The sequence below is a fragment of the Streptomyces sp. NBC_00385 genome (assembly GCF_035917155.1).
GTDB lineage: Bacteria > Actinomycetota > Actinomycetes > Streptomycetales > Streptomycetaceae > Streptomyces > Streptomyces poriferorum.
Window position 1 is genome coordinate 5720861 of sequence record NZ_CP107951.1, and the last position, 24887, is coordinate 5745747.

Annotated in this window: 27 protein-coding genes and 2 pseudogenes; 12 read left to right on the top strand and 17 right to left on the bottom strand. The window is 69.1% G+C overall.

Annotated elements, in window-relative coordinates:
- Window positions 1-12 precede the first annotated feature (12 nt).
- On the top strand, window positions 13-1158 hold the full coding sequence (locus OG959_RS25585; protein ID WP_326662091.1) for a dihydrodipicolinate synthase family protein: 1146 nt from the start codon (window positions 13-15) through the stop codon (window positions 1156-1158).
- Window positions 1155-1982: a sugar phosphate isomerase/epimerase family protein gene (locus tag OG959_RS25590; RefSeq protein WP_326662093.1), complete on the top strand. Its 828-nt coding sequence runs from the start codon at window positions 1155-1157 to the stop codon at window positions 1980-1982. The genes OG959_RS25585 and OG959_RS25590 overlap by 4 nt, the downstream gene beginning before the upstream one ends.
- Window positions 1983-2215: 233 nt before the next feature.
- Here the strand turns inward: OG959_RS25590 and OG959_RS25595 are convergent, their stop codons facing one another.
- From OG959_RS25595 to OG959_RS25610, 4 genes are all read right to left on the bottom strand, one after another.
- Window positions 2216-2533: a putative quinol monooxygenase gene (locus OG959_RS25595; protein ID WP_326662095.1), complete on the bottom strand. Its 318-nt coding sequence runs from the start codon at window positions 2531-2533 to the stop codon at window positions 2216-2218.
- Window positions 2534-2626: 93 nt separating this feature from the next.
- Window positions 2627-3721 (bottom strand): UDP-N-acetylglucosamine--N-acetylmuramyl-(pentapeptide) pyrophosphoryl-undecaprenol N-acetylglucosamine transferase, encoded by a 1095-nt coding sequence (locus OG959_RS25600; RefSeq protein WP_326666600.1) that lies wholly within the window; start codon window positions 3719-3721, stop codon window positions 2627-2629.
- A gap of 115 nt (window positions 3722-3836) precedes the next feature.
- Window positions 3837-4061 carry a DUF397 domain-containing protein gene (locus OG959_RS25605; RefSeq protein ID WP_326662096.1) on the bottom strand — a complete coding sequence of 75 codons (225 nt, stop codon included), beginning with the start codon at window positions 4059-4061 and terminating at the stop codon, window positions 3837-3839.
- Entirely contained in the window at window positions 4033-4872 is an 840-nt protein-coding gene (locus OG959_RS25610; protein ID WP_326662097.1) for a helix-turn-helix domain-containing protein, read from the bottom strand. Before OG959_RS25610 ends, OG959_RS25605 begins: the two co-directional genes overlap by 29 nt.
- 180 nt (window positions 4873-5052) lie before the next feature.
- Here OG959_RS25610 and OG959_RS25615 point away from each other — a divergent pair, with 180 nt between their 5' ends.
- The 3 genes from OG959_RS25615 (at window position 5053) to OG959_RS25625 (ending at window position 6391) form a co-directional block, all read left to right on the top strand.
- Window positions 5053-5379 (top strand): hypothetical protein, encoded by a 327-nt coding sequence (locus OG959_RS25615; RefSeq protein WP_326662098.1) that lies wholly within the window; start codon window positions 5053-5055, stop codon window positions 5377-5379.
- A complete protein-coding gene (locus OG959_RS25620; RefSeq protein ID WP_326662100.1) occupies window positions 5376-5717 on the top strand; it encodes a hypothetical protein in 342 nt (113 codons plus the stop codon). Before OG959_RS25615 ends, OG959_RS25620 begins: the two co-directional genes overlap by 4 nt.
- 308 nt (window positions 5718-6025) lie before the next feature.
- Window positions 6026-6391: a hypothetical protein gene (locus OG959_RS25625; protein WP_326662102.1), complete on the top strand. Its 366-nt coding sequence runs from the start codon at window positions 6026-6028 to the stop codon at window positions 6389-6391.
- A 37-nt stretch (window positions 6392-6428) separates the two neighbouring features.
- On the opposite strand, the gene OG959_RS25630 is transcribed toward OG959_RS25625, so the two are convergent.
- Both OG959_RS25630 and OG959_RS25635 read right to left on the bottom strand, forming a co-directional pair.
- Window positions 6429-7895, bottom strand: coding sequence for an NF041680 family putative transposase (locus OG959_RS25630; protein ID WP_326662104.1), 1467 nt, complete (start codon window positions 7893-7895; stop codon window positions 6429-6431).
- Window positions 7896-8014: 119 nt separating this feature from the next.
- Window positions 8015-9058, bottom strand: a complete 1044-nt coding sequence (locus tag OG959_RS25635; RefSeq protein ID WP_326662106.1) for a MarR family transcriptional regulator — start codon at window positions 9056-9058, stop codon at window positions 8015-8017.
- 483 nt (window positions 9059-9541) lie between these two features.
- Here OG959_RS25635 and OG959_RS25640 point away from each other — a divergent pair, with 483 nt between their 5' ends.
- The gene (locus tag OG959_RS25640) at window positions 9542-10324 is read left to right on the top strand and encodes a transposase (RefSeq protein ID WP_326662108.1); all 783 of its coding nucleotides are present in this window, start codon (window positions 9542-9544) and stop codon (window positions 10322-10324) included.
- Here the strand turns inward: OG959_RS25640 and OG959_RS25645 are convergent.
- Window positions 10299-10613 carry a hypothetical protein gene (locus OG959_RS25645; RefSeq protein WP_326662110.1) on the bottom strand — a complete coding sequence of 105 codons (315 nt, stop codon included), beginning with the start codon at window positions 10611-10613 and terminating at the stop codon, window positions 10299-10301. The two genes, OG959_RS25640 and OG959_RS25645, sit on opposite strands and share 26 nt — an antisense overlap.
- Window positions 10614-10707: 94 nt before the next feature.
- Between OG959_RS25645 and OG959_RS25650 the strand changes: the two genes are divergently transcribed.
- Complete coding sequence (locus tag OG959_RS25650) at window positions 10708-11124, top strand: VOC family protein (RefSeq protein WP_326662111.1); 417 nt, start codon at window positions 10708-10710, stop codon at window positions 11122-11124.
- An 8-nt stretch (window positions 11125-11132) separates the two neighbouring features.
- On the opposite strand, the gene OG959_RS25655 is transcribed toward OG959_RS25650, so the two are convergent.
- Window positions 11133-11513, bottom strand: coding sequence for a winged helix-turn-helix transcriptional regulator (locus OG959_RS25655; protein ID WP_442805622.1), 381 nt, complete (start codon window positions 11511-11513; stop codon window positions 11133-11135).
- Window positions 11514-11614: 101 nt separating this feature from the next.
- Here OG959_RS25655 and OG959_RS25660 point away from each other — a divergent pair, with 101 nt between their 5' ends.
- Window positions 11615-12268, top strand: coding sequence for an NAD(P)-dependent oxidoreductase (locus OG959_RS25660; RefSeq protein ID WP_326662112.1), 654 nt, complete (start codon window positions 11615-11617; stop codon window positions 12266-12268).
- A gap of 13 nt (window positions 12269-12281) precedes the next feature.
- Here OG959_RS25660 and OG959_RS25665 read toward each other — a convergent pair whose 3' ends face one another.
- The 3 genes from OG959_RS25665 to OG959_RS25675 all read right to left on the bottom strand — a co-directional run bounded on the left by OG959_RS25665 (window position 12282) and on the right by OG959_RS25675 (window position 13641).
- Window positions 12282-12806: a hypothetical protein gene (locus OG959_RS25665; RefSeq protein WP_326662113.1), complete on the bottom strand. Its 525-nt coding sequence runs from the start codon at window positions 12804-12806 to the stop codon at window positions 12282-12284.
- A 68-nt stretch (window positions 12807-12874) separates the two neighbouring features.
- Window positions 12875-13345 (bottom strand): hypothetical protein, encoded by a 471-nt coding sequence (locus OG959_RS25670; RefSeq protein ID WP_326662115.1) that lies wholly within the window; start codon window positions 13343-13345, stop codon window positions 12875-12877.
- A complete protein-coding gene (locus tag OG959_RS25675; RefSeq protein ID WP_326662117.1) occupies window positions 13342-13641 on the bottom strand; it encodes a hypothetical protein in 300 nt (99 codons plus the stop codon). Before OG959_RS25675 ends, OG959_RS25670 begins: the two co-directional genes overlap by 4 nt.
- 65 nt (window positions 13642-13706) lie before the next feature.
- Between OG959_RS25675 and recD2 the strand changes: the two genes are divergently transcribed.
- Together recD2 and OG959_RS25685 are read left to right on the top strand one after the other, a co-directional pair.
- Window positions 13707-15974 (top strand): SF1B family DNA helicase RecD2, encoded by a 2268-nt coding sequence (gene recD2, locus OG959_RS25680; protein WP_326662119.1) that lies wholly within the window; start codon window positions 13707-13709, stop codon window positions 15972-15974.
- A 366-nt stretch (window positions 15975-16340) separates the two neighbouring features.
- Window positions 16341-17639 carry a citrate synthase gene (locus OG959_RS25685; protein ID WP_148018755.1) on the top strand — a complete coding sequence of 433 codons (1299 nt, stop codon included), beginning with the start codon at window positions 16341-16343 and terminating at the stop codon, window positions 17637-17639.
- Between the two features lie 552 nt (window positions 17640-18191).
- On the opposite strand, the gene OG959_RS25690 is transcribed toward OG959_RS25685, so the two are convergent.
- From OG959_RS25690 to OG959_RS25705, 5 genes and pseudogenes are all read right to left on the bottom strand, one after another.
- Window positions 18192-20105 carry a copper-translocating P-type ATPase gene (locus tag OG959_RS25690; RefSeq protein ID WP_442805623.1) on the bottom strand — a complete coding sequence of 638 codons (1914 nt, stop codon included), beginning with the start codon at window positions 20103-20105 and terminating at the stop codon, window positions 18192-18194.
- Between the two features lie 272 nt (window positions 20106-20377).
- A pseudogene (locus OG959_RS38740) lies at window positions 20378-20548 on the bottom strand (cation transporter); the annotation flags it as partial.
- Between the two features lie 105 nt (window positions 20549-20653).
- A complete protein-coding gene (locus OG959_RS25695) occupies window positions 20654-20962 on the bottom strand; it encodes a heavy-metal-associated domain-containing protein (protein ID WP_326662122.1) in 309 nt (102 codons plus the stop codon).
- A 160-nt stretch (window positions 20963-21122) separates the two neighbouring features.
- Window positions 21123-21320, bottom strand: coding sequence for a helix-turn-helix transcriptional regulator (locus tag OG959_RS25700; RefSeq protein WP_148018752.1), 198 nt, complete (start codon window positions 21318-21320; stop codon window positions 21123-21125).
- A gap of 274 nt (window positions 21321-21594) precedes the next feature.
- Window positions 21595-21966, bottom strand: a complete 372-nt coding sequence (locus tag OG959_RS25705; RefSeq protein ID WP_326662125.1) for a peptidoglycan-binding domain-containing protein — start codon at window positions 21964-21966, stop codon at window positions 21595-21597.
- A gap of 39 nt (window positions 21967-22005) precedes the next feature.
- Here OG959_RS25705 and OG959_RS25710 point away from each other — a divergent pair.
- Both OG959_RS25710 and mmsA read left to right on the top strand, forming a co-directional pair.
- Window positions 22006-22389, top strand: a pseudogene (locus tag OG959_RS25710) (5-deoxy-glucuronate isomerase); the annotation flags it as partial.
- Between the two features lie 188 nt (window positions 22390-22577).
- Window positions 22578-24077, top strand: a complete 1500-nt coding sequence (gene mmsA / locus OG959_RS25715) for a CoA-acylating methylmalonate-semialdehyde dehydrogenase (RefSeq protein ID WP_326662126.1) — start codon at window positions 22578-22580, stop codon at window positions 24075-24077.
- A gap of 65 nt (window positions 24078-24142) precedes the next feature.
- Here mmsA and OG959_RS25720 read toward each other — a convergent pair whose 3' ends face one another.
- The gene (locus tag OG959_RS25720) at window positions 24143-24865 is read right to left on the bottom strand and encodes a VC0807 family protein (RefSeq protein ID WP_326662127.1); all 723 of its coding nucleotides are present in this window, start codon (window positions 24863-24865) and stop codon (window positions 24143-24145) included.
- Window positions 24866-24887 lie beyond the last annotated feature (22 nt).

A 24887-nucleotide genomic window follows, 5' to 3' on the forward strand; every position in this document is an offset into this window, starting at 1 on the left:
GGAGTTGACGGCATGACGATTCACCTCCCGCAGGGCCCGTACGAGCCCCGCGCCACTCCGCTCGACCTCGCCCCCGGCGGAGCGCCGCTGGCCTCCCGTACGGTCTTCTCCGCGGCCCACGTCGTCGCGGACCCGTACGCCGACATCAGCCCCGACTCACCGGCCGCCGTCGACTGGGACGCCACCCTCGCCTTCCGCCGCCACCTCTGGTCGCACGGTCTGGGTGTCGCCGAGGCGATGGACACCGCCCAGCGCGGCATGGGCCTGGACTGGGCCGGCGCGGCCGAGCTCATCCGGCGCTCGTCCGCCGAGGCCAAGTCCGTCGGCGGCGCCATCGCCTGCGGCGTCGGCACCGACCAGCTCCCCGCCGGCCCGGCCACGCTCGCCGAGGTGCGCTCCGCGTACGAGGAGCAGCTCGCCCTCGTCGAGGAGAGCGGCGCCCAGGCCATCCTGATGGCCTCGCGCGCACTCGCCGCCGCGGCGAAGGGCCCGCAGGACTACCTGGACACGTACGCGCATCTCCTGCGTCAGGCCACCGAACCGGTCGTCCTGCACTGGCTGGGCCCGATGTTCGACCCCGCGCTCGACGGCTACTGGGGCTCCACCGACCTGGACGCGGCCACCGACACGTTCCTCCAGGTCATCGCCGAACACCCCGACAAGGTCGACGGCATCAAGATCTCCCTCCTCGACGCGGAGCGCGAGATCGACGTCCGCCGCCGTCTCCCGAGCGGGGTGCGCTGCTACACCGGGGACGACTTCAACTACCCCGAGCTGATCGCCGGCGACGACCGGGGCTTCAGCCACGCCCTGCTCGGCATCTTCGACCCGCTCGGTCCGCTGGCCGCGCACGCGGTACGGGTCCTGGACACGGGCGACACCAAGGGATTCCGCGAACTCCTCGACCCGACCGTCGAGTTGTCCCGCCACCTCTTCCAGTCACCCACCCGCTACTACAAGACGGGCGTGGTGTTCCTCGCCTGGCTGGCCGGCCACCAGGACCACTTCACGATGGTGGGTGGCCTCCAGTCGGCCCGCTCGCTGCCGCATCTGGCGAAGGCGTACGAACTGGCCGACCAGCTGGGCCTGTTCCCCGATCCGGAACTGGCCGAGTCCCGGATGCGCGCGCTTGTGACGGTCAACGGAGGTACCCGATGAGCGACGGCCGGCTCTCCATCAACCAGGAGACCATCAAGCAGTGGTCGCTGCCCGAACTCGCCGAGGGCTGCGTGAAGGCGGGCATCGGCAAGGTCGGCCTGTGGCGGGCCCCCGTCCAGGAGTACGGCGTGGAGGCGACGGCCCGTCTCCTCTCCGACTCCGGCCTGTCCGTCACCAGCCTGTGCCGGGGCGGCTTCTTCACCGCCCTCGACCCGGCCGAGCGGGCCCGCGCCCTGGACGACAACCGCGCGGCGCTCGACGAGGCGGCGGGCCTGTCCACGGATACCCTGGTCCTGGTCTCCGGCGGCCTCCCGGAGGGCAGCAAGGACCTGTACGGCGCCCGCGAACGCATCGCGGACGCGCTCGCCGAACTGGCCCCCTACGCGGCCGAACGAGGCGTACGCCTGGCCATCGAACCGCTGCACCCGATGTTCGCCTCGGACCGCTGCGTGGTCTCCACCCTCTCCCAGGCCCTGGACATCGCGGAACGCTTCCCGGCCGAACAGGTCGGCGTGGTCGTCGACACGTACCACCTCTGGTGGGACGACCAGGCTCCCGCCCAGATCGCCCGGGCGGGAGCGGCAGGCCGGATCCACTCCTTCCAGCTCGCCGACTGGATCACCCCGCTCCCTGCGGGCGTCCTGCTGGGCCGCGGCCAACTCGGCGACGGCAGCGTGGACTTCCGCGCCTTCCGCACGGCGGTGGAGGCCACCGGCTTCGACGGTCCGATCGAGGTGGAGATCTTCAACGAGGACCTGTGGGCACGCGACGGCGCCGAGGTCCTGGCCGAGGTCGCCGCCCGGTATGTGGAGCATGCCTGCTGACGCCCTGACCGGGCGGTTTCCGCCGCCTCCGACTCCGGAGGCAAAAAGATTGCCCCGGCGTGCAACCCTTCCGTGCCCTGCCGTGTCGTATGTGTAGTCAGGAGCTTCCGGGGAGGGGTCCGGGGGGATCGGGAGGCGCCTGACAGGGGGAGAGCGAGAGGGGCCCGGTCGAGAGACCGGGCCCCGTTTCGCCGTCCGGGGTAGGAGACCGGCGCCAACTAGTCTACGGCCCGCTAACGTTCCGCGGGCGGGACCTCGCGAGGCTGGTCGTACATCCGCACGTCGCGTGCGGTCGCCAGCGGCATCAGACGGGCGAGGCCGATCTCGCGGAAGTGGTCGGAATCGCGGTGAGCCGCGAATGCCACAGAGTCGGCGTACTTCTCGATGCTCACGTACCGCTCAGGTGTGTCCTCGGAGCGGAACACGTCATAGGAGAGACAACCCGGCTCCTCGCGGCACGCGGCAGCGAATTCGTGCAATACCTGGCTGAACTCAACGGCGTTCTCCGGACTGCATGTCACATCGGCAACCACGAGTATGTTCGATTCCATGACGCACACCCTATGGCTGGCGGCCCGGCGACTGTCACGGACCGAAGTCAGTGACAGCACGGCAAGGCGGCTGAGGTTCGTCCCGGGCTCGCGTCAGCCGAACGCAGCGGACAGGATCACATCCACGAGCCTGGCCGCAGCGTCCGGCCTCCCGTGCGCCCGGGCCCGATTCGCCATCGCATCCCGACGACCAGGATCCGTGAGGAGCGGGCCCACCGCGTCGGCGAGGCTCGCCACCGTCACCTCTCCCAGCAGCGCGACAGCAGCGCCGGACTCCGCCAGGTGCCGGGCGTTGTGGGCCTGTTCGTTCCCGGCCGAAGAGGCGAGCGGGATGAAAACGGCGGGTTTGCCCAGCGCCGTGAGCTCAGCAAGCGTGCCGGCGCCGCTGCGGGAGACCACGACGTCAGCGAGCGCCAGTACGTCAGGGAGCTCCGGGCCCATGAATCCGGTGAGGTGGTAGCGGCCCGAAAGTTCCAGCGAGAGGCCCGCCGCGTGATGGCGCAGCTTCTCCACGTTCGCGGGCCCGCACTGGTGGATCACGTTCGCCCGCTCCAGTAGCCAGGGCAGGGACTCCCGTACGACGTCGTTGATCTGCTGCGATCCCTGCGCACCGCCAGTGACGTACATGGTGGGAAGCCGCCGGTCGAAGGCCGTGAGACCCAGAGCCTCCACTGCCTTGTCCGGGTGCCCCGAGAACACCTCAGGACGCACCGGGTTACCCGTCACGACCGCAGCGCCCCGGACCGCCTCCGGCAGTAGCGGCACCGTCGACTCCGAAGAGACCGCGATCCTTGTGGCCGAGCCCGCCAGCTTGCGGTTCGCGAGCCCCAGGCGAACGGTCTGCTCATGAAGGACCAGGGGGCGTCGGCACAGGCGGGCGCCCAGCCCAGCGGGAACGGCCACGTAGCCGCCCGTGGCGAGAACGACGTCGGGCCGGAACTTCGAGATGATCCTGCGGGCTTGGATCACGCCGAGCGGCACGCGCGCCATGTCCTTCGCGTTGGCCAGGCTCAGCATCTTCAACGGATTGCTGGAGCGCCGAATCTTGCCGGTCGCGACGGTGGCGAAGGCGATGCCTTCTGCCGGTGCAATCCGGGCCTCCAGACCCTCAGGTGTCCCGATCCACAACACATCGAGCGTCCGGCCCTCACCGGCCAGCTGCTCCTGCAACGTACGGACAGCAGTCAGGGCGGGATATGTGTGGCCGCCGGTTCCACCGCCTGTGACGATCAGACGGAAGGCGCGAGTGATGGGGAAGCACTGTTCATCTGCGCACGGTACTGGCTGCGAGGCGCAGTAGGAGTCAGGCTGTGAAGTGGTCACCCTTGACTGCCTGGACGAACGCTGACCAGCCGGCGGGGGAGAAGACGACGGCGGGTCCGGTGGGGGCCTTGCTGTCGCGGACGGGGACGCCGGTGTGGCCGGAGGCGACTTCAAGGCAATCGCCATTGGACCCTCCGCTGTAGCTGGATTTGACCCAACCGGTCAGTGCACTTGCCTCAGCGGCGGTGTGGTTGATCCTGTGCATGTTCGTGCTCCTCTGCGATGGCCCTGACGAGGTCCACCGAATTCCGTTGGGAGGCCGCCTCGCTCAGGGCGAGAGTGTAGGACGCCTGGCAGGCAGCCACCAACGCCGGATCGTCCATCAGATTCCCTGTGCGAAGCCCCTCGACGTACGCAAGTGGAGCGGCATCCGCGAAGTCCAGCAGATAGAGGGCGCTTTCCAGAAGCGCGTGTGCTCCTGTCGCGAAGGGCAGCACGTGTAGACTCAGACGGCCGGATTCCGTCATATCTGCGACCTGACGTAGTTGCTCCGCCATGACCTGCGGGCCTCCGATGCGCCGTCGAAGCGATGCCTCGTCGAGAAGTGCCCATGCGATCGGGGTTGCGGACTCTCTGAGTGTCCGGCCGCGTTCCATGCGGTTGACAATGAGTTCGTCAAGCTCATCCGCCCGGTAGTTGGGGCGATACGCCTGGAACACAGCGCGAGCGTATGCGCTGGTCTGGAGAAGGCCGGGGATGAGAGACAGGCCGTATAGACGTACTTCCGTGGCTTCGCACTCCAACTCGGCTACCGGCGTGAAGAACTGGGCGAACTTCGAATCCAGGTCCTCCAGCCACCGGGCGAAGAAGCCGTCTGTGCCCAGTGCGACATCAATGCGTCGGGCGTCATCCGGCTTGGGGAGCCGCCGCCCCGCCTCCCAATGACTGATCAGCGTGGGAGAGCAGACCACCACCTCGCCCAGCGCCTCCTGCGTCAGCCCCGCCGCGATCCGCCGTAACTTCAGCTCCTCGCCGTACTTCTCCCGAGGCGTACGCGGCCTTCGCTTCGTCCCCATGCGATCCAACTCCCCGTCTTGACAAACGTGCTGTCATCCCCGACCCCCTGGCAGCGTAGCGATCCGCGACCCCAACCTGTGATGAGTTCGCTACAGAAAGCAGCGGACGTGCGCCGCAGAAGCCCCCGCGACCGCCATGAACGGCCCGGGGGCGTGGCCACCCTGAGAAAGCAGGCTGACGTGAAGCACGCTATCGCCCGACTCTTCGAGCCGTTGCTGCGGTTCCTGGACATCCGCTCCAGGCGGCGGAATCCGCAGGAGCGGGACGCCTCCCCGTACACGTACATGTACCCGTACTCCTGCGACTACGTAGCCGGGCCGACCACGCACCAAACCGGCGAGAGGCCGCCGCGCGGCGAGGACAGCCCGCTCGTCCGGCCGTACCTGATCGCGCACGAGCGGCAACTGGCCGCGGAGGCGGCTCGGGTGGCCGTCAAGGAGCAGCGCCGGTGCGCCCGCCGGCGCACGCTTCGGCTCGCCGTGCACGGAGTCGAGGTCGCCGCATGAACAGCGAGCGACACAAGGAAGATGGCCCCGACACGATCAGGCTGCTGCCATGGACCGGGCCGGAGGGCAAGCCGTGTTATGTCCTCGGGGACGGCAACGGCTACGTGTCGCGCATGGCGGACGACATCGAGGGCATCCAGCTCGGCATGGCAGGCGACCTGCTCGGCCACGCCGCCGGCCTCCTGGCGGACCGGAAGGTCACCGGGCCGGAAATCCACTTTCTCGCCCGCCGGTTGACCGAGTCCCTGCGGGAGGTCAAGCGGGTTGCGGAGAGCCGTGGTGCGCGGCTTGCACGGGTCGAGGCCGCGCCTGCCGTGGCGCACGCACTCGACGAGTAGTCCAGGGGGAGGCTATGGGCTGTCCCGCAATTCCTGGCGGGCGCACGACGACAGCTACGGCACCTCGCCGCGTTGTCGAAACGCCCGAATACATCCAGTATGCGGGCGCCTCTCCGCCTTGCGATGCACCGCATCTGACGCCGCGCGCTGATCCACCAGGAATTGCGGGACAGCCCTTAGCTTGTTCTTTATCTACGGGCGTCACGCAGAGCTACCAGAGTGTCGAAATGCCTGCCCTGTGTGCCAGCCGTGGCGCGGTAGCTGCAATCCAGTCGACTCGGCACGGACTTGCTGCGGAGAATCAGCGCATGAGCCTCAATGTGGACACCTTCATATACGAAGCCAACGGCAAGTGGACCCTTCTGGAAGATCCTGACGACGACTACAACAAGACCAGGGCTGGATTCGAGAGCGCTCGCCAGAAGCTATGGGGCTCTGAGGCGGTTCGGGTGCTTGGGGCTCACTTCTTTCCCCGGCTCGATGGCGACAACCTCCAGGTCGAGCCGAGGGAGATCGATGCCTTCCTGGCCGAGTGCGGAGCGGTACGCCCGTACTTGGATCATCTTGGGGTGGTCAGCGGCTACGGCACGGAGTACGTCACCGAATGCTTCGACAACATCGTTGCCGCCTCCGTACGCGCCAAAGCCGAGGGCGGCGGTGTCATCGTCTGGTGAGATTGATCTTGACCCTCGAGCGTCGCGAGGTCGGCATCTACCAGGATCTACCGGCTCTGCCGATGGCTTTGAGGGTCTCGGGGCGTTTGACGGTCTTGCCGACGTCGTAGCGGGGCGCTCGGTGCTTGTTCTTAACGCCGGGTGGCCGTCCGGGTCCGGTGCCTCGAGGTTTGGGAACACGGGCCGGACAGGCGAGGTGAGCGCGGATGTTCCTGAACCCCCGGCGGACCCGGGCCGGGGTGAGCCGGTCGGAGGTGGTCGGTTTCTCCCACGGCCGGCGGAGGTCTTCGGCGAGGGGACGTGCGAGCCGGAGCTGGGTGTGAGCGACGATCAGGATCCAGGTCCAGCGGTCCGCAGCCTCGGGAGTGCGGAGTTTTGGGGTGGTCCATCCGAGGGTCTGCTTCGCGAAGCGGAAGGTGTGCTCCAGGTCGAAGCGGCGGAGGAATGCCTGCCAGAAGCGGTCCACGTCGTCCGCAGTGGCCCCGGTCTTGGAGGACCATAACCACACGGGCGGGGCGTCCCGGTCCTTCAACAAATGTTCGACCTTCAGTCGGATCAACGTGCCTTCCACCACGGGGAGTTCGCCGTCGTGGTCAAGCCATGAGGAACGGTGGGTAAGCCTTGGGTGGACCCGATCCCATGCCTGGGTCTCGGCCTTTCCGTAGTTGGTGGTGTCGGTGACGGTGGTGATCGCGGGCTCGGACCAGGTCTCCGGCTTACTGAAGCGGAATTCCGGCCCGTGCTTGGGCGGCCGGCCGCTGACACCTGGCCCTCTCGGTGGCTTCGGCAGACGCATGACACGGTCGGAGCGGACCCGGCCGACTAATTCGACTGGCAGATCGCGCAGGACCCAGGCCAGGCGGGTGACGTCATAGCCGGCGTCGCTCACGATCACAATGTGCGGGTCTCCGGTCTGCCACTGGCCCCCGGCAATGAGCCGCTCGACCACTCCTCGGAGCTGGGCGGCGGTGACCGCGGTCGCATCGTCGGTAGGGCCGAGCCGGACCGCGTCCAGGATCGCGGTCCAGGAGGTGGCACCCGGCTCCAGAACGGCCACGAAGGAGTAGGGCCAGCCCGGGATGAACTGCGAGGCCGTCTTCGCCCGGCCGTAGACGTGGCAGAAAAGGCGTTCCGCCGAGCAGGGCGCGTCTGAGCGAAGCCATGGCGACACATCGACTGCCAGGACCAGGCGCCCGCCGTCGAAGCGCGGCAGCGGCAGGCCGGCCAGCACCGTCCGCAGCCGGTCGACGTCGATCCGGCCGTGGTTCAAGCCACCGCACATCGCTCCGTGACCGCGACGATGCTCGGGCAACAGCGTCAGGTCCACCGGGGACTTCACAGCACCATCCGCACACAGCACCGCATCGGTCAGCTCGAACAACTCGTCGCGCCGGGCGGTCAGACACTCGTAGAACTCTCCCCGGAAGCGTGACGCTTCCGCGAACGCCTCCCTCCGGACAGCAACTGACAGCAGACTCACCCTTACGGCCTTCGTCGTGGTCATGTGCACCCTGGTCGGAGCACAGGATCAGGCGAAGGCCGCCCCTGTGTCCTGTGAATCCCCAGGTGAGCGACTCAGTACGAGACGCCGTTCGAGGCCAGAAGAAAAAGAACAAGCTTAGGTCAGGGTGTCCGCATCAGATTGCGGAGGTTGCCGACCAGTGCGTTGATGTCGCGTTCGACGGGCGCTTCGGTGAGGGTCTCCGGGGCGTCGCCGGGGGCCTGGGCAGGCGCCCGGCAGGCGCGGCAGAGGCCGTCGGGAAGGGCTTCGGACCGGCCGGGCATGCCGCATTCGGTGCACTCCATCATGATGCGGCGAACAGGGCCGTCCGGTGCCTGATGTGACGCCGTGGCCGGCAGCCCGGGCGGGACCTTATCGATGAGTCGACGGCGCACGAAGCCGACGGGGGAGTCGACCTGCGCGGGGAGGCCGGCGGTGAGGGCCCGGGTGAGGTAGTCCGTGTTCACGCCGCGGTCCAGCCATGCGGAGGCCAGCTCCTCGAGCACCGCGCAGTCGGTGGCCGACAGGGTCAGCCGGGGCTCCCTGCGGCCGAGTTGGGCCAGGGCGAGGTACGCGGGCGAGGGGGCGGCCGGGTTCCCCTCGGCCACGGACCGCTGCCGGGGCACGAGCGGCGCGGCAGGTGTGGGAGGCGCGGGAGCGGGGTGCGGGCGCTCGGGTTGCCGCACCGGCTCGGCTTGAGCTGTTCGAAACTCCTCAGCCGCGGGCTCGTCCGATGGTGCAGCAGGCCGGAGCAGTGGGGCGGACCCGGCCTGGGCGAAGGCGTTCCACCACTCGCTGTCGCGTGAGGTACGGGACCAGAAGGTTCGGGTGACCCAGCGGCTCTGGCTCTCCGCGTCGACGACCTGGCACCGCACGCGACGCAGGTGACCGGCCGTGCTCAGGGCGCGGAGGGCGCTGCCGACGGCCATCTGCCCATACAAGGGGAGCGCCTTGGCCAGTGACTTGACGTCCATGGCGCTTCCGTCGGGAAGCCGGTCGATATACCCGGCGACGTAGCGCTCGCGTTCCGGCAGCGGTGCGAAGTCAGCGGCGCTGGGAGGACGTTGCTCGGAGACCGTGCGCTTGCCGTAGCTGGGGTTGGCTTTGCCGTACGGGTGCGAAGCTGCGGGTGTGCGCGGGGCAGGGCTAAGGTTCTCGATAGCCACGAGGTCGAGCTCCGATCGATCTTTGGGTGAGACCCCGGCCGGTGCGAACAACACCGTGTCGGGGTCGACTTGTTGAGGGCAACGTATGCATTCGTGACAGCGCGCCGCAACCTGATCACGAATAGTCACACTTGCTGAGCGTTACGGGTCGGGGAGGTGGGGAGGGTTTGCCCAATCCCCTTCTTTTCCTTCCGGATAACTGCACCGCTCGAATCTCGGAGCCCGCGTCTCGACCCTCGAATCTCGGAGCTCAAGCGTCGGGCCCGCGCTTCTTCTCGTACCCCTGAAGGAGTGAGCAGGTTCGCACGCTGTTCGAAGCTGGAGAGCTCCGAGCTCCGAGCTCCGAGTGTCGATCTTCGGGCGTCGGCGCCCGGCCTACGCCCCGGAGCGCGCTCGGGCGGTCGTAGCGTGGGCCGGTGATCAGGCCGGGGCACCGCCTAAGGGCTGTCCCGTAAGTGATCTTGCTCTGCGATGATCTCGCCCGTGTCAGGTGTGATCACGGCCTCCGAGTCGCTCTGGATAGCCCCGTTCACCGGGCTGGGCCCGCGCGCCTTCGGCAAGTTGCTGACCGCGCTGCGTCGTGAGGGTGCTGGCTCCTCAGGCCGGGGCCGGCCATGGAAACTGTCGTTGGAGGACCGGGTGCTGCTGGTCACCGCGTATTGGCGGACGAACCTCACGATGAGGCAACTGGCCCCGCTGTTCGGTGTGTCGAAGTCGGCTGCGGACCGGGTGATCGATGACCTCGGCCCGAGGCTTGCGCTGCATCCCCGCCGGCGGTTCGCCAAGGACGCGGTGCTGATCCTGGACGGCACCCTGGTGCCCACGCGGGACCACAAGGTCGCTGAGCAGTTGAAGAACTATCGCTATTCCACCAACCATCAGGTGGTCATCGACGCCGACAGCCGCCTGGTCGTGGTGGTCGGCCGACGACTACCAGGCAATCGCAACGACTGCTGGGCCTGGGCAGAGTCCGGCGCGAAGGCCGCCGTCGGCAACACGATGACCATCGCCGACGGCGGCTACCCGGGGACTGGGCTGGTGATGCCGCACCGCCGCCGCAAGGCAGAGGATCTACCCGACTGGAAACAGGCCCACAACAAGTCCCACAAGCAGGTCCGCGCCCGCGTCGAGCATGTCTTTGCCCGGATGAAGGCCTGGAAGATCCTCCGTGACTGCCGTCTGAAGGGCAATGGCGTTCACACCGCCATGCTCGGCATCGCCCGGCTGCACAACCTCGCCGTCACGGAACGAGCTGGCTCCGTCTGACGCTGAACTCGTCTTCCCCGGTGGGGGCGGTGATGCCATGCCCGGAGGTGGAAACAGTGACGACGGCGTCGTCCTCCAAGTCTGCTGTCGCGGTCTCGACCATCGCGCAGGCGACGCTCACTGCCAGCGGATAGTCAGAGCACGGCCCGAGCTCCTCTGCTGTACCGAAGGCCGGGGCCTTGTCGACCAAGGACCAACGCTTGCCCCTCGCGTCACTGAACTGCACCTCTACCCAGCCCGGAAACGCGTCATCCACCCACCGGACCGCCTCAACCCGCAGGCCAACCACCAGAACCCCCTTCGCAACCAGCCCAACACCTGCGACCAGTATCCAGCGGTCGATCTGCGACCTGCATTACGGGACAGCTCTTAGGCTCGCGTCCATGCTGAGACTAGGAATCCCCGTCATCGGTGTCACGGACATTCCCCGCGCAGTGGCCTTCTGGACCGCGGCGTTGAACCTCGTGGCTGCCGAGGAGTGGAAGAGCGAGACGTGGCGGACGCTCATTCATCCCGATGGCTCCGGCCGAGCCCTCGGCCTGCTGCGCAGCGCTTCCCCGGCCGAGCCGCACCCCCGGATCCATCTGGACCTCTTCACGGACACGGTCGAGGAACAGCAGGCCGAAGTCCGCCGACTGGTCGGTCTCGGCGCGCGAGCCGTCGACTGGGACCACTACCCTCCCGATCCCGACTTCGTCGTTCTCGCCGACCCGGACGGCAACATCTTCTGTGTGGTGGACCTGAGTCACGCGCCCAGCGGTGGTGACGGGCCGACGCCTGACACCCGGGTCGCTCCCTGAGGAGTCCCTCAGGGAGCGGTGCTGTGCGCCGGACCCGCGTGCGCCTCGCGGGCGTCCTCCAGCTCCGGCAGATGCGCCGCCGCCCACGCGCAGCAGGCCGCCATCGGCCCGAGCAACGTCCGCCCGAGCGAACTCAGTTCGTAGTCCACGCGGGGCGGGACTCCGCCGCCGACGGTACGGGTTACCAGGCCGTCCCGCTCCATCGACCGCAGCGTCTCGGTCAGCACCTTCGGCGTGATGCCGTGCAGCGGGACCTCGAGTTCCGAGAAGCGCCGGGGGCCTGCCTCCAGGCACCGGATGATCTTCGGGGTCCATTTGCCACCGATCCGGAACGGCGAGGTGGTGTGGGAGCAGCCCGTGAACATTTCGGGATCAAGTGGTTGGCTCACCCTGACGAGCGTACGTAACTATCGTTGCGGAAACCATGGGGTGCGGGGCTAGCGTCCGCTGCATCGGCCGGCGGTCGGCGGGCCTTGGTGAGGGGATCCCCATGAGCAGCAGCAGCATCGTCGTTTTCGGAGCGGGCGGACGTGCGGGTCGGCATACGGTCGCCGAAGCGGTGGCCCGAGGTCACCGGGTCACCGCGGTCGTGCGGGACCCGGCCGGGTACACGGACCTGGCCGGTGCCGGCGTGACGATCGTCGCGGGCGACGTCACCCGGGCCGACAGCGTCGCCGAAGTCGCGGCGGGTCATGACGCGGTGATCAGCGCGGCAGGCCGGCTCGACATGCCTTCGGACGAGTTCTACGTGAGCGCCGCCCACGCCCTGCTGGACGGCCTGGCCCGTGCGGGGGTCGGACGGTTGGTCCTGATCGGGATCGGGAGCACGCTGGAGACCGCTCCCGGCGTGGCGGTCCACGACGCCCCCGGTTTCCCGGAGGAGGCCAGAGCCTTCTCGCTCGGCCACACCGCGGAACTCGACGCGCTCCGAGCCGCCGAGACGGACATCGACTGGCTCGTCGTCGCCCCGCCGCCGGTGATGCTGGACAACGAGGTCCCAAGGACCGGTCGGTACCGGACGGGCGGCGAGCAGGTGATCGCCGACGGCGCTCCGTCCTTCTCGTACGCGGACCTGGCGGTCGCGCTGATCGACGAGATCGAGACGCCGAAGCACCACCGCTCGCTCACCGCGGTGGCGGGCTGACGGCAGCCCGTGGCTACGGAGCCTCCGGGGTGAACTCCTGGCCGAAGAGGTAGCCGCGCAGGCAGTAGTCGAAGCCGGATTCGTTGAAGAGGTCGATGTCCTCGCGGCGGCAGTGCTCTGCCACGCCGTCGGCCACGTGCCAGCGCGCGCCGTCGTACCAGAAGACGCCGCCCGCGTAGTGGATCGTCCGGCCCGTCGCGGGGTCGGTGAGGTTCAGCGACTCGTAGTTCTCGGGACGGCCGCGGACCAGGGCGACGAGGGAGTCGGGAACGCCCTCGTAGAAGGACTCCTGGAGGGCGAAATCGTCCTCGGCGAACAGATTCAGGTCCGACTCGTGGTCGAACGTCAGCAGCAGCGCGCGGCCGTCCTCCGCGAAGTACCAGACGGCCGACTGGCCGCCGCGGTCGTTCCACGCCAGACGGTGTGCGCCGGGCACCGTCACCGGTTCGACCTCGGCGAGCTTGTCCATGACGGTCGCGCGGCGCCGCACTTCCGGAAGGGGGGTGGCCGCCAGGGCATCCCATGTCTTGTTGCTCATGCCCGCAGCGTAACCACGGCCTCTGACAAGGTCGATACGGACTGCTCTGGGGCTCTGGGCCCCGTTGCTCAGACGGCCACGGCCGAGACGTCGGCCCTCGGCAGGGTGGCGGCGTACGCTTTGATGTCGTCGGCGTCGGAGGTCAGCACGGCGCCCCCGCCGTGTGCGGCAGCGACGAAGACGGCCAGCGCGTCCACCGGGTCGGGACGTTTCTTGGGAGGCAGCGCGGCGGTACCGATCATGTCGCCGATCGTCTTCCAGTCCTCGACGGTCATTCCCCCTGCACAGGGGAGGCAGCGGGGTACCTGCTCAAGGGGGAAGCGGGCCCTGGTCCCGGGAAATACGACGACATCGGCGAGAAGACGCTTCCACGCGTAGGCGGTCTTCGGGCTTGTTCGCCAGGCCTGGGAGAGGGCGGGGCCAGGAACGACCGGCTGGTGTCCACCGGCTGCGACGAAGCCCTTGTGCAGGATGTGCGCCCGGCGGTCCTGGCTCACCAGCGCCATCAGCATGCCGGTGTCGTAGACAACGAGAGTCATGCCGCGGCCTCATCGTGGGAGGACCGGCCGAGGATCGCTTCGACCTCCGCTCGTTCTTCCCTGGTCGGCTCGATCTCGTCGCCGGCCCAAGTGCCGGTTCCTGCCTGTTCCTCGGCCTCCTCGCGAGCTTCCTCGAAGGGCTTGAAGACTCTCCTGACGCGGTCCTGCTGGTCCATCTGCGCCTGGGCGGCGATCGTCAGGAACGTGGAGACATCGAGTCCGGCAGCCGCAGCATGCTCCCTGATCCGGTCGCGGACCTCGGCCGACATGCTGATGGAAAAGCGCTCGGTTGCCATGACACCACCGTAACACTGAGTGTTACGCTCTCGCGCTGTCAGCCCCGCCCGGTACCGTCACGACCATGTTCACCAGGCCCTCCACGACGTCACCCACGGCATCGGCCACGCCGAACATGGCCGTCCTTGAAGGCGTACTCGAGCGCATCACGTACGCCAACGAGGAGAACGGGTACACGGTCGCGCGCGTCGACACCGGCCGGGGGAGCAACGACCTGCTCACCGTCGTCGGGTCGCTGCTCGGCGCGCAGCCCGGTGAGTCGCTGCGGATGGAGGGGCGCTGGAGTTCCCACTCGCAGTACGGCAAGCAGTTCACCGTCGAGAACTACACGACGATCCTCCCGGCCACGATCCAGGGCATCCGCCGCTACCTCGGCTCCGGACTGATCAAGGGCATCGGGCCGGTGATGGCGGACCGGATCACCACCCACTTCGGCGTGGACACCCTCGACATCATCGAGCAGCAGCCCAAGCGCCTGGTCGAGGTCCCCGGGCTCGGGCCGAAGCGGACGAAGATGATCGCCGCCGCGTGGGAGGAGCAGAAGGCGATCAAGGAGGTCATGGTCTTCCTCCAGAGCGTCGGCGTCTCGACCTCCATCGCCGTCCGTATCTACAAGAAGTACGAGGACGCCTCGATCTCCGTCGTGAAGAACCAGCCCTACCGGCTGGCCGCCGACGTCTGGGGCATCGGCTTCCTGACCGCGGACCGGATCGCCCAGGCCGTCGGCATTCCGCACGACAGCCCGGAGCGGGTGAAGGCCGGGCTGCAGTACGCGCTGTCGCAGTCCAGCGATCAGGGGCACTGCTTCCTGCCCGAGGAGCGGCTCATCGCGGACGCGGTCAAGCTCCTCCAGGTCGACACCGGACTCGTCATCGAGTGCCTGGCCGAACTCGCCGCGGAGCCGGAGGGCGTCGTACGGGAGAAGGTGCCGTCGCCCGAGGGCGGTGAGCCGGTCACGGCCGTCTATCTGGTGCCCTTCCACCGGGCCGAGATCGCCCTGGCCGCCCAGGTGCGGCGGCTGTTGCGGACGCCGGAGGAGCGGATGCCGGCCTTCGGGGACGTGGACTGGGACGCGGCGCTGAAGTGGCTCGCCGGGCGCACGGGGGCGACACTGGCGCCCGAGCAGGAGGCCGCCGTACGGCTCGCGCTCAGCCGGAAGGTGGCCGTGCTGACCGGGGGGCCCGGCTGCGGGAAGTCGTTCACCGTCCGGTCGATCGTGGAGCTGGCCCGCGCGAAGAAGGCCAAGGTGGTGCTGGCGGCTCCCACCGGGCGGGCGGCCAAACGGCTTTCCGAGCTGACGGGTGCCGAGGCGTCCACCGTGCACCGGCTGCTGGAACTGAAGCCGGGCGGAGACGCGGCGTACGACCGGGACCGTCCGCTCGACGCCGACCTCGTCGTCGTCGACGAGGCGTCCATGCTCGACCTGCTGCTCGCCAACAAGCTGGTCAAGGCCGTGGCGCCCGGCGCCCATCTGCTGCTGGTCGGCGATGTGGACCAGCTGCCCTCGGTCGGTGCGGGGGAGGTGCTGCGGGATCTGCTCGCCGACGGCAGCCCCGTCCCGGCGGTCCGGCTGACCACGATCTTCCGCCAGGCCCAGCAGTCCGGCGTCGTCACCAACGCCCACCGCATCAACTCCGGCGTACCGCCCCTCACCCAGGGGCTCAGCGACTTCTTCCTCTTCGTGGAGGACGAGACGGAGGACGCCGGGGTGCTGGCCGTGGACGTGGCGGCCCGTCGTATCCCGGCCAAGTTCGGGCTCGACCCGCGCCGGGACGTGCAGGTGCTCGCGCCGATGCACCGGGGCCCGGCCGGAGCCGGCCATCTCAACGGGCTGCTCCAGCAGGCCATCACCCCGGGCCGCCCCGATCTGCCCGAGAAGCGGTTCGGCGGCCGGGTGTTCCGCGTCGGCGACAAGGTCACCCAGATCCGCAACAACTACGACAAGGGGGAGAACGGTGTCTTCAACGGCACCGTCGGCGTCGTCACCGCTCTCGACCTGGACGAACAGAAGCTGAGCGTGCTGACGGACGAGGACGAGGAGATCAGCTACGACTTCGACGAGCTCGACGAGCTGTCCCACGCGTACGCCATGACGATCCATCGCTCCCAGGGCAGCGAGTACCCGGCCGTCGTCATCCCCGTGACGAAGAGCGCCTGGATGATGCTCCAGCGGAACCTGCTGTACACCGCCGTGACGAGGGCGAAGAAGCTCGTCGTGCTGGTCGGCTCCCGGCAGGCGATCGGCCAGGCGGTCCGCACGGTTTCCGCAGGCAGGCGCTGTACGGCGCTGGATCACCGGCTGCGCGGAGGCGCGGAAGGAGGATCCTCCTGAGGAGCGTCCGGCAATCGGGGGGTGGCGTCGCGGGGCTGGGCACGCGCATCTGCCGCGTTGTCGTCAATCTCCATGGCTCCGCCATGCCTCAATCCTCCGCCTCGCAGCTGCACGCACCCAGCCCCGCTCCTTCTTCCACCCCCCGATTGCCGGACGCTCCGAAAAATGATCGATCAAATCGGTGGGAAACATCACGGAGGTCTTCCGCAACCGCAGTCAAGGGGGCAGGATGAATAAGTTCGCGGCACTCAGTGCCGCGAGTAGGTCCAATGGACGACCCCGAGTGCACTCTCCTGAGCCAAATGGGGGAGGGTGGAGACAGTCAGGGAACCTCGAAGAAGAGGCACTACGTCGGTGAGGGATGACGTGAGCGAGCACACCAGCAACGCTGTAGTACTGCGGTACGGCGATGACGAGTACACCTACCCGGTGATCGACAGCACCGTCGGCGACAAGGGCTTCGACATCGGGAAGCTCCGGGCGAACACCGGTCTGGTGACGCTGGACAGCGGATACGGCAACACCGCTGCCTATAAATCGGCCATCACCTACCTCGATGGCGAGCAGGGCATCCTGCGCTACCGCGGCTACCCCATCGAGCAGCTCGCCGAGCAGTCGACGTTCCTTGAGGTCGCGTACACGCTCATCAACGGTGAGCTCCCGAAGGTCGACGAACTGTCGGCCTTCAAGAACGAGATCACCCAGCACACGCTGCTGCACGAGGACGTCAAGCGGTTCTTCGACGGCTTCCCGCGCGACGCCCACCCGATGGCCATGCTGTCCTCGGTCGTCAGCGCGCTGTCCACGTTCTACCAGGACAGCCACAACCCGTTCGACGAGGAGCAGCGTCACCTCTCGACGATCCGGCTGCTGGCCAAGCTGCCGACCATCGCGGCGTACGCGTACAAGAAGTCGATCGGTCACCCGTTCGTCTACCCGCGCAACGACCTCGGCTACGTCGAGAACTTCCTGCGCATGACCTTCTCGGTCCCCGCCCAGGAGTACGTGCCGGACCCGGTCGTCGTCTCGGCGCTGGAGAAGCTGCTCATCCTGCACGCGGACCACGAGCAGAACTGTTCGACCTCCACCGTGCGTCTGGTCGGCTCCTCGCAGGCGAACATGTTCGCCTCGATCTCCGCCGGCATCTCGGCGCTGTGGGGCCCCCTGCACGGTGGCGCCAACCAGTCGGTGCTGGAGATGCTGGAAGGCATCCAGGCCAACGGCGGCGACGTCGACAGCTTCATCCAGAAGGTGAAGAACAAGGAGGACGGCGTCCGCCTGATGGGCTTCGGCCACCGGGTGTACAAGTCCTTCGACCCGCGCGCCAAGATCATCAAGGCCGCGGCCCACGACGTGCTGTCCTCGCTCGGCAAGTCCGACGAGCTGCTCGACATCGCGCTCAAGCTGGAGGAGCACGCGCTCTCCGACGAGTACTTCGTCTCGCGCAACCTCTACCCCAACGTGGACTTCTACACCGGTCTGATCTACCGGGCCATGGGCTTCCCGAGCGAGATGTTCACCGTGCTCTTCGCGATCGGCCGCCTTCCGGGCTGGATCGCCCAGTGGCACGAGATGATCAAGGAGCCGGGTTCCCGTATCGGCCGCCCGCGCCAGATCTACACCGGCGAGGTCCTGCGCGACTTCGTCCCGGTCGAGGGCCGCTGACCTCAGGACGACCCCCGCACCACCCCGGCCCCGTGGGCCGGTTGCCTTCGCCCCGACTGCCGCGCTTTCGCACAGAGCGCGGTGTCCGGGGCGATTTGCTTGCCCGGGTACCTCTACGCGGTCCCGCGTGTCCGGCGGGAGCGCTCCCGCCGGAAAGCGAGAAGCGCCCCGCCGTCGATCCCCCCACGGGCCGACAACGAGGCGCTTCCCATTTCCCGGAGCGGATTCCCCCCACGGGATCCGGCCGGGCGTTCAGTGGGAGCCGAAGCTCCTGGGTTCCTCGGTACTGCTGGGTCGTACTGGTCCTGCTGGTCCTGCGCTTTTCCTCGTGCCGCCGGCGCGTGCCGCCTGCGGTCTGCCGGGGTACGTACCGACGGGAGGGCCGCTCAAAGCTCCCCGGTGCACGTGCCCCGGCCAACGCTTGCCCGGAGCGTCCCCCAAGACCCTCCGTCGGACGTCCCCCAAGACATCCTTTGGCATCGCACTCTTAGACTCGCGAACCCGCCGAATGGTTACCCCTGAACCGGTGTGATCTAAGTCTCTTTGTGGAAATTACGTGAAGGACCGCAGGCGCAGGCTGTTCGTCACGACGAAGACCGAGGAGAAGGCCATCGCCGCTCCCGCAATCATAGGGTTGAGCAGGCCAAATGCCGCAAGGGGTAGAGCAGCAACGTTGTAGCCGAATGCCCAGAAAAGGTTGCCCCTGATGGTGGCCAGGGTGCGCCGGGAGAGCCGGATGGCATCGGCTGCCACCTTGAGATCTCCACGAACGAGCGTCAGATCGCTCGCCTCGATCGCGGCGTCCGTACCCGTGCCCATCGCCAGGCCGAGGTCAGCGGTGGCCAGTGCCGCGGCGTCGTTGACCCCGTCGCCGACCATGGCGACCGAACGCCCCTCGGCCTGGAGACGCTCGATGACGTGCGCTTTCTCCTCGGGGAGCACCTCGGCGCGGACCTCGTCGATCCCGACGGCGCGGGCCACGGATTCCGCGACCGCCCGGTTGTCGCCGGTCAGCAGGATCGGTGTCAGGCCGAGCGCGCGGAGGTCGGCGACCGCCTCCGCGCTGGTCTCCTTGACCGCGTCGGCGACTTCGAGGGCACCGCGTGCCTCGCCGTCCCAGGCGACCGCGATCGCGGTACGGCCCTGAGCGGCGGCCTCCGTCATCGCGGCGGCCAGCGCCTCGGGCAGGTCGATTCCGGCGTCGGCGAGCAGCCGGGGACGGCCGACGAGGACGGTGTGGCCCTCGACGATGCCCTGGACGCCGAGTCCGGGGATGTTGGTGAAGTCCTCGGGGGTGGGGAGTGCGGTGCCGGTGCGGTCGGTGGCTCCGGTGGCGACGGCTTGGGCGATGGGGTGTTCGGAGGCGTGTTCCAGGGCTCCGGCCAGGCGCAGGACGTCGGTCTCGTCGACGCCGTGTGCGGTGTGGACGGCCTGGAGGGTCATCTTTCCGGTGGTGACGGTGCCGGTCTTGTCGAGGACGATGGTGTCGACGCGGCGGGTGGTCTCCAGGACTTCGGGGCCCTTGATGAGGATGCCGAGCTGGGCGCCGCGTCCGGTGCCGACCATGAGGGCGGTCGGGGTGGCGAGGCCCAGGGCGCACGGGCAGGCGATGATCAGTACGGCGACGGCGGCCGTGAACGCGGCCGTCACGTCGTCCGTCACCAGCAGCCAGGCGACCAGGGTGGCCAGGGCGATCATCAGGACCACGGGGACGAACACCGCCGAGATCCGGTCGGCCAGCCGCTGCACCTCGGCCTTGCCGTTCTGCGCGTCCTCGACGAGCCGGGCCATCCGGGCCAGCTGGGTGTCGGCGCCGACCCGGGTGGCCTCGACGACAAGCCGTCCGGAGACGTTCACGGTGGCGCCGGTGACGGAGTCCCCGGGGCGCACGTCGACGGGGACGGACTCGCCGGTGAGCATCGACGCGTCCACCGCCGACGCCCCCTCGGCGACGGTGCCGTCGGTGGCGACCTTCTCGCCGGGACGGACGACGAACCGGTCGCCGACGGCGAGCCGGCCCACAGGGACGCGTACCTCCGTACCGTCCCGCAGGACCGCGACGTCCCTGGCACCCAGGTGCATCAGCGCCCGCAGGGCGGAACCGGCCTTCCGCTTGGACTTCGCCTCCAGGTAGCGGCCCAGCAGGATGAAGGTGACGACCCCGGCCGCGACCTCCAGATAGATGGTGGAGGCCCCGTCGGCGCGGGAGACCGTGAAGTCGAAGCCGTGCCGCATGCCGGGCATTCCGGCGTCGCCGAGGAACAGGGCCCAGAGTGACCAGCCGAAGGCGGCGAGGGTCCCGACCGAGACCAGGGTGTCCATGGTGGCCGCGCCGTGCCGGAGGTTGGTCCAGGTGGCGCGGTGGAAGGGCAGCCCGCCCCAGATGACGACGGGGGCGGCGAGTGTGAGGGAGAGCCACTGCCAGTTGTCGAACTGGAGGGCCGGGACCATCGCGAGCAGCACCACGGGGGCGGCGAGGACGGCCGAGACGATGAGCCGTTGGCGCAGAGCGGCGAGAGCGGAGGCGGGGCCGTCGCCGGTGCCGGCGCCGGCACGGGTCTCGGTGTCCTCGTCTGTAGCCGGTGCCGGTGCCGGGGGTGCGGTTGCCGTGGCGGGCGGAGCCGGGGCGGAGGGAATCGGGGCGGGGGCGTCGGTGCCGGGCGGGGGACCGGTTTCGCCGTGTAGCCGGTCTTCTCGACCGTGGCGATCAGGTCCGCGAGGCCGGTTCCCGGGCCGAAGGAGACCCGGGCCTTCTCCGTCGCGTAGTTGACGGTGGCGCTGACCCCGTCCATCCGGTTCAGCTTCTTCTCGACGCGGGCCGCGCAGGACGCGCAGGTCATCCCGCCGATCGTGAGCTCGGCCCGCGAGCTCTCCGCCGCCGCGACCTCGACATCTGTTGCGCTGTGCATGTCCGAACTCCTGAAACGCCGACCGGGCCGTGCCCCACCAGTATCTGCTGGTCGGCCCGGCCCGGCGGCGAAGGGGTGATGCGGGTGCCGTGGATCCCGATGCGGTCAGGCCCGGCCGGTGAGCTCGTAACCCGCCTCGTCGACCGCGGCGCGCACGGCTTCGTCGTCCAGCAGGGACTGGGAGACCACCGTCACCTGCCCGGTGGACGCCACGGCCTTCACCGAGGTGACACCCTCGATGGCGGAGATCTCCTCGGAGACCGCGCCCTCGCAGTGCCCGCAGGTCATGCCGGTCACCTGGTAGACGGTGGTCACGCCGCCCTGCTCGGCGCCCGTGTCCGCGCTGTCGTGGCAGGAACCGGTGGGCGAGCAGCAGGAGCCGGTCGCCTGGGGGAGCTGGGTCTCGGCGGTCATCGTGTTCTCCTCTTCGACGAGCACAAATGGAAGTGGCGGAAGGGGCCCAAGGGGACTCCGGGAAGGCCGGTGCGCTTCCACACTCACCGACTATATACCCCTAGGGGGTATGAAGGCGAGTGGTCCCCGGGAGCTGTGGGCCAACCGGGTGAGCGGGTGGTCACTCCCGCCGGCCCCGATTGCCCGGGCGGGCGGCGACCCAGGCGCGGACGGTGTCCGCGTACCAGTAGGGCTTTCCGCCCTCCACGTGGTCCGGTGCCGGCAGGAGACCGTGCTTGCGGTAGGAGCGGACGGTGTCCGGCTGCACCCGGATGTGCGCGGCGATGTCCTTGTAGGACCAGAGCCTTCTGTCCGTCATACGTGCCACCTCTCTGCGCTGCGCCGCAGCGGTGGCCTGGGGGCCGTCGGGGGAGCTGCGGCACGGACGCTGTTGATCACTCAGCCTCTGGCCGGTGAACGAGGGCGACGGGAGGTGGGGTGGGCCTGTCGACCGCCTGTGACGGAAAACCCGCGTAACGGAGACATGCGTGACGAAGGGGTCACCACTGAGACAGAAGGAGCACAGGGAACAGGCCCCGAACGCCTGGACGGCCCCGTGGGTGCGCCCGAGAGGCCCGGGCGCACCCCGGCCGTCAGGCGTGCCAGAGCGCCGACCAGGTGCGCGGGCCGACGAGGCCGTCCGGGACGAGCGGCGGGTGGTCGGCCTGGAAGCGCTGGACGGCGGCGAGGGTCCGGGCTCCGAACACGCCGTCGACCGCCTCCCACGGCAGGTAGCGCCGGTTGGCGAGCATGCACTGCACCTGGGAGACGCGCTCGCCCTGTTCGCCGAAGGCGGTCAGCCCGTCCCCGTCGTAGAAGGCGCAGACGGGGCTGGAGCCGGGCGGGGTCGCGTTGCTCTCGTCGGCGGCGGCGCCGGGTGCCGCGGCGAGAGCGGCGGCCAGGACGAGCGCGGCCAGGGCCGAGCCCCGGGCCGAGCGGCGGAACGACGGAGTCGTACGGATCACGGTGGGGTACTCCTCGAACGATGCGGTGACGGTGGCCGGGTGGCGTGCCCCGTCCTCTCTTCGGGGACAACACCGCGTACCGCCGTCACGTCACTCCCCGACGGCCGCCGGGAACTGAAGCGGGGAGGAGTTCACGCACTTGTCACCGGGGAGGGCGAGTGGACCGTACTGCCGTTGACCGGTGGCTGTACGGTGCACACCTCAGATGAGATCTTTGAACTGCTGGGCCGGATGAGCGTGTTCAGCGGGGGGCCCGCCTTTCGCGTACGTACCGCGTGACGCCCATGCACAGATCGCCTCCGGCGCAGGCGGCCGCTTCGCCCTGGCAGGAGCGAAGTGCGAGCGAAGCTCCCCGCTCGCTACGGCCCCGCGCCGGAGGTATCCCGTCGGGCCCCGCCCCCGGCCCGGGCGGCGGGCCGGTGCGGCCTCCGGGACGCCTCCGGGCCGCCCTCCTTCTGTCTACGCGGGTACCGAAACGGCAGACACAGTGTCGGGCCCCCCTCCGGCACGGGCGTGGTGGGATGTTCACGTAGGAGGGTGCTGAAGATCCTGGCCGGATCAGGGAGCGGCACCTCACCCACCGACGCCGCCACCTCTGAAGGAGACACAGTATGAAGACCGTCAACCACTGGATCGGTGGCAAGACCGTCGAGGGCGCGTCGGGCAACTACGGCCCGGTCACGGACCCGGCCACCGGAGCCGTCACCACCCAGGTCGCACTCGCGTCCCCGGACGAGGTCGACGCCGCGGTGGCCGCGGCGAAGGACGCGTACGCGACGTGGGGCACCTCGTCGCTGTCCACCCGCACCGCTATCCTCTTCCGCTACCGCGCGCTGCTGGACGCCCACCGCGACGAGATCGCCGCGCTGATCACCGCCGAGCACGGCAAGGTGCACTCGGACGCGCTCGGTGAGGTCGCCCGTGGTCTGGAGATCGTCGAGCTGGCGTGCGGGATCACCACGCAGCTCAAGGGCGAACTGTCCACCCAGGTCTCCACCCGGGTCGACGTCTCCTCGATCCGCCAGTCGATCGGTGTCGTCGCCGGCATCACGCCGTTCAACTTCCCCGCCATGGTCCCGATGTGGATGTTCCCGCTGGCCATCGCCTGCGGCAACACGTTCGTCCTCAAGCCGAGCGAGAAGGACCCGTCGGCCGCCAACCTCCTTGCCGAGCTGGCCTCCGAGGCCGGTCTGCCGGACGGTGTCCTGAACGTGCTGCACGGGGACAAGGTCGCTGTCGACGGCCTGCTGAACCACCCGGACGTCTCCGTCGTCTCCTTCGTGGGCTCGACCCCGATCGCCCGCTACATCCACGCCACCGCGTCCGCGAACGGCAAGCGCGTCCAGGCGCTCGGCGGTGCGAAGAACCACATGCTGGTCCTGCCGGACGCGGACCTCGACGCCGCCGCCGACGCCGCCGTCTCCGCCGCCTACGGCTCCGCCGGTGAGCGCTGCATGGCGATCTCCGCCGTCGTCGCGGTCTCCTCCGTCGCCGACGACCTGGTCGCCCGGATCAAGGACCGCGCCGAGAAGATCAAGATCGGCCCCGGCAACGACCCCACGTCCGAGATGGGCCCGCTGATCACCGCCACGCACCGCGACAAGGTCGCCTCCTACGTCACGGGCGCGGCCGCCCAGGGCGCCGACGTCGTCCTCGACGGCACCGGTCACACGGTCGAGGGCTTCGAGGACGGCCACTGGATCGGCCTCTCCCTCCTCGACAACGTCTCCACCGACTCGGACGCGTACAAGGACGAGATCTTCGGCCCGGTCCTGTGCGTGCTGCGCGTCGACACGTACGAGGAGGGCGTGGCGCTGATGAACGCCTCGCCGTACGGCAACGGCACCGCGATCTTCACCCGCGACGGCGGCGCCGCCCGCCGCTTCCAGCTGGAGATCGAGGCCGGCATGGTCGGCATCAACGTCCCGATCCCGGTGCCGGTGGGCTACCACTCCTTCGGTGGCTGGAAGGACTCGCTCTTCGGCGACCACCACATCTACGGCAACGACGGCGTGCACTTCTACACCCGCGGCAAGGTCACCACCACCCGCTGGCCCGACCCGGCCGACGCCCCCGCCGGCGTCGACCTGGGCTTCCCCAGCAACCACTGACCCGGACACGCACAGAGCTGAAGGGCCACTCCCCCGGAGTGGCCCTTCAGCGGTTCCTGACGAGGTCAGCGACCGGCTTCGCGCTCCGCGCCGGCCGCCTCCTCGATCATCCGCTCCATCGGGACGACCGCGACCCGCCCCGAGACGACGAACGCCAGCACCATCGCGGCCACCATGACCACGGTCCCGGCCCACACCATCGTCTCGACCGGCACGGTGTACGCCCCCACGGCCCGCACCACGCACTCGGCGAGCAGCGCGACGCCCCACACGGCCGAGAACCGCATCTCCGCGCGCCGGAACGCGTCCGACCCCGTCGAAAGCCGCTGGTACGCAGCGGACTTGGCGGCCTCGCCCCGTGTCAGCCACGGCCGCAGCCCCGCCGACAGCATCGGCCGCCCGCGCAGTGCGGACACCAGGAACACCAGGCCGATGGTGCTGCTGACGCCGCTGTCCTTCAACAGCATCAGCCGCGGGTCCCCGGCCACCAGACTCAGCGCCAGCCCCACCGCGTTGACGGTCACCATCAGCGCGGCGAGCCCGTTGAGCCGCCGGTCGCGCACCACACCCCACGCCGTCCGCACCGCCGGCACCACGCTGCTCCAGGCCAGCGCACCGAACGTGCCCATCCCCGCCGCCTTCAGCAGGTAGTACGAGGCGAGCGGCACCGCCACATCCACGAGCAGCGGCATCATGCCGTCCAGCAGCGCCTTGCGCGGCGAGAACGGAGCGACACCGGCCGGAACGCCGGCGACAGGTGCGGTGGCTGTGGCGACCGGGCTGCTCATGACGGGTTCCTCCCGTATCGGC

Coding starts and splice junctions, on each gene's coding strand:
- OG959_RS25585 (WP_326662091.1), top strand. CDS start 13: ATGACGATTCACCTCCCGCAGGGCCCGTACGAGCCCCGCGCCACTCCG.
- OG959_RS25590 (WP_326662093.1), top strand. CDS start 1,155: ATGAGCGACGGCCGGCTCTCCATCAACCAGGAGACCATCAAGCAGTGG.
- OG959_RS25595 (WP_326662095.1), bottom strand. CDS start 2,533: ATGGAATCGAACATACTCGTGGTTGCCGATGTGACATGCAGTCCGGAG.
- OG959_RS25605 (WP_326662096.1), bottom strand. CDS start 4,061: ATGCACAGGATCAACCACACCGCCGCTGAGGCAAGTGCACTGACCGGT.
- OG959_RS25610 (WP_326662097.1), bottom strand. CDS start 4,872: ATGGGGACGAAGCGAAGGCCGCGTACGCCTCGGGAGAAGTACGGCGAG.
- OG959_RS25620 (WP_326662100.1), top strand. CDS start 5,376: ATGAACAGCGAGCGACACAAGGAAGATGGCCCCGACACGATCAGGCTG.
- OG959_RS25625 (WP_326662102.1), top strand. CDS start 6,026: ATGAGCCTCAATGTGGACACCTTCATATACGAAGCCAACGGCAAGTGG.
- OG959_RS25630 (WP_326662104.1), bottom strand. CDS start 7,895: ATGACCACGACGAAGGCCGTAAGGGTGAGTCTGCTGTCAGTTGCTGTC.
- OG959_RS25650 (WP_326662111.1), top strand. CDS start 10,708: ATGCTGAGACTAGGAATCCCCGTCATCGGTGTCACGGACATTCCCCGC.
- OG959_RS25660 (WP_326662112.1), top strand. CDS start 11,615: ATGAGCAGCAGCAGCATCGTCGTTTTCGGAGCGGGCGGACGTGCGGGT.
- OG959_RS25665 (WP_326662113.1), bottom strand. CDS start 12,806: ATGAGCAACAAGACATGGGATGCCCTGGCGGCCACCCCCCTTCCGGAA.
- OG959_RS25670 (WP_326662115.1), bottom strand. CDS start 13,345: ATGACTCTCGTTGTCTACGACACCGGCATGCTGATGGCGCTGGTGAGC.
- OG959_RS25675 (WP_326662117.1), bottom strand. CDS start 13,641: ATGGCAACCGAGCGCTTTTCCATCAGCATGTCGGCCGAGGTCCGCGAC.
- recD2 (WP_326662119.1), top strand. CDS start 13,707: ATGTTCACCAGGCCCTCCACGACGTCACCCACGGCATCGGCCACGCCG.
- OG959_RS25695 (WP_326662122.1), bottom strand. CDS start 20,962: ATGACCGCCGAGACCCAGCTCCCCCAGGCGACCGGCTCCTGCTGCTCG.
- OG959_RS25700 (WP_148018752.1), bottom strand. CDS start 21,320: ATGACGGACAGAAGGCTCTGGTCCTACAAGGACATCGCCGCGCACATC.
- mmsA (WP_326662126.1), top strand. CDS start 22,578: ATGAAGACCGTCAACCACTGGATCGGTGGCAAGACCGTCGAGGGCGCG.
- OG959_RS25720 (WP_326662127.1), bottom strand. CDS start 24,865: ATGAGCAGCCCGGTCGCCACAGCCACCGCACCTGTCGCCGGCGTTCCG.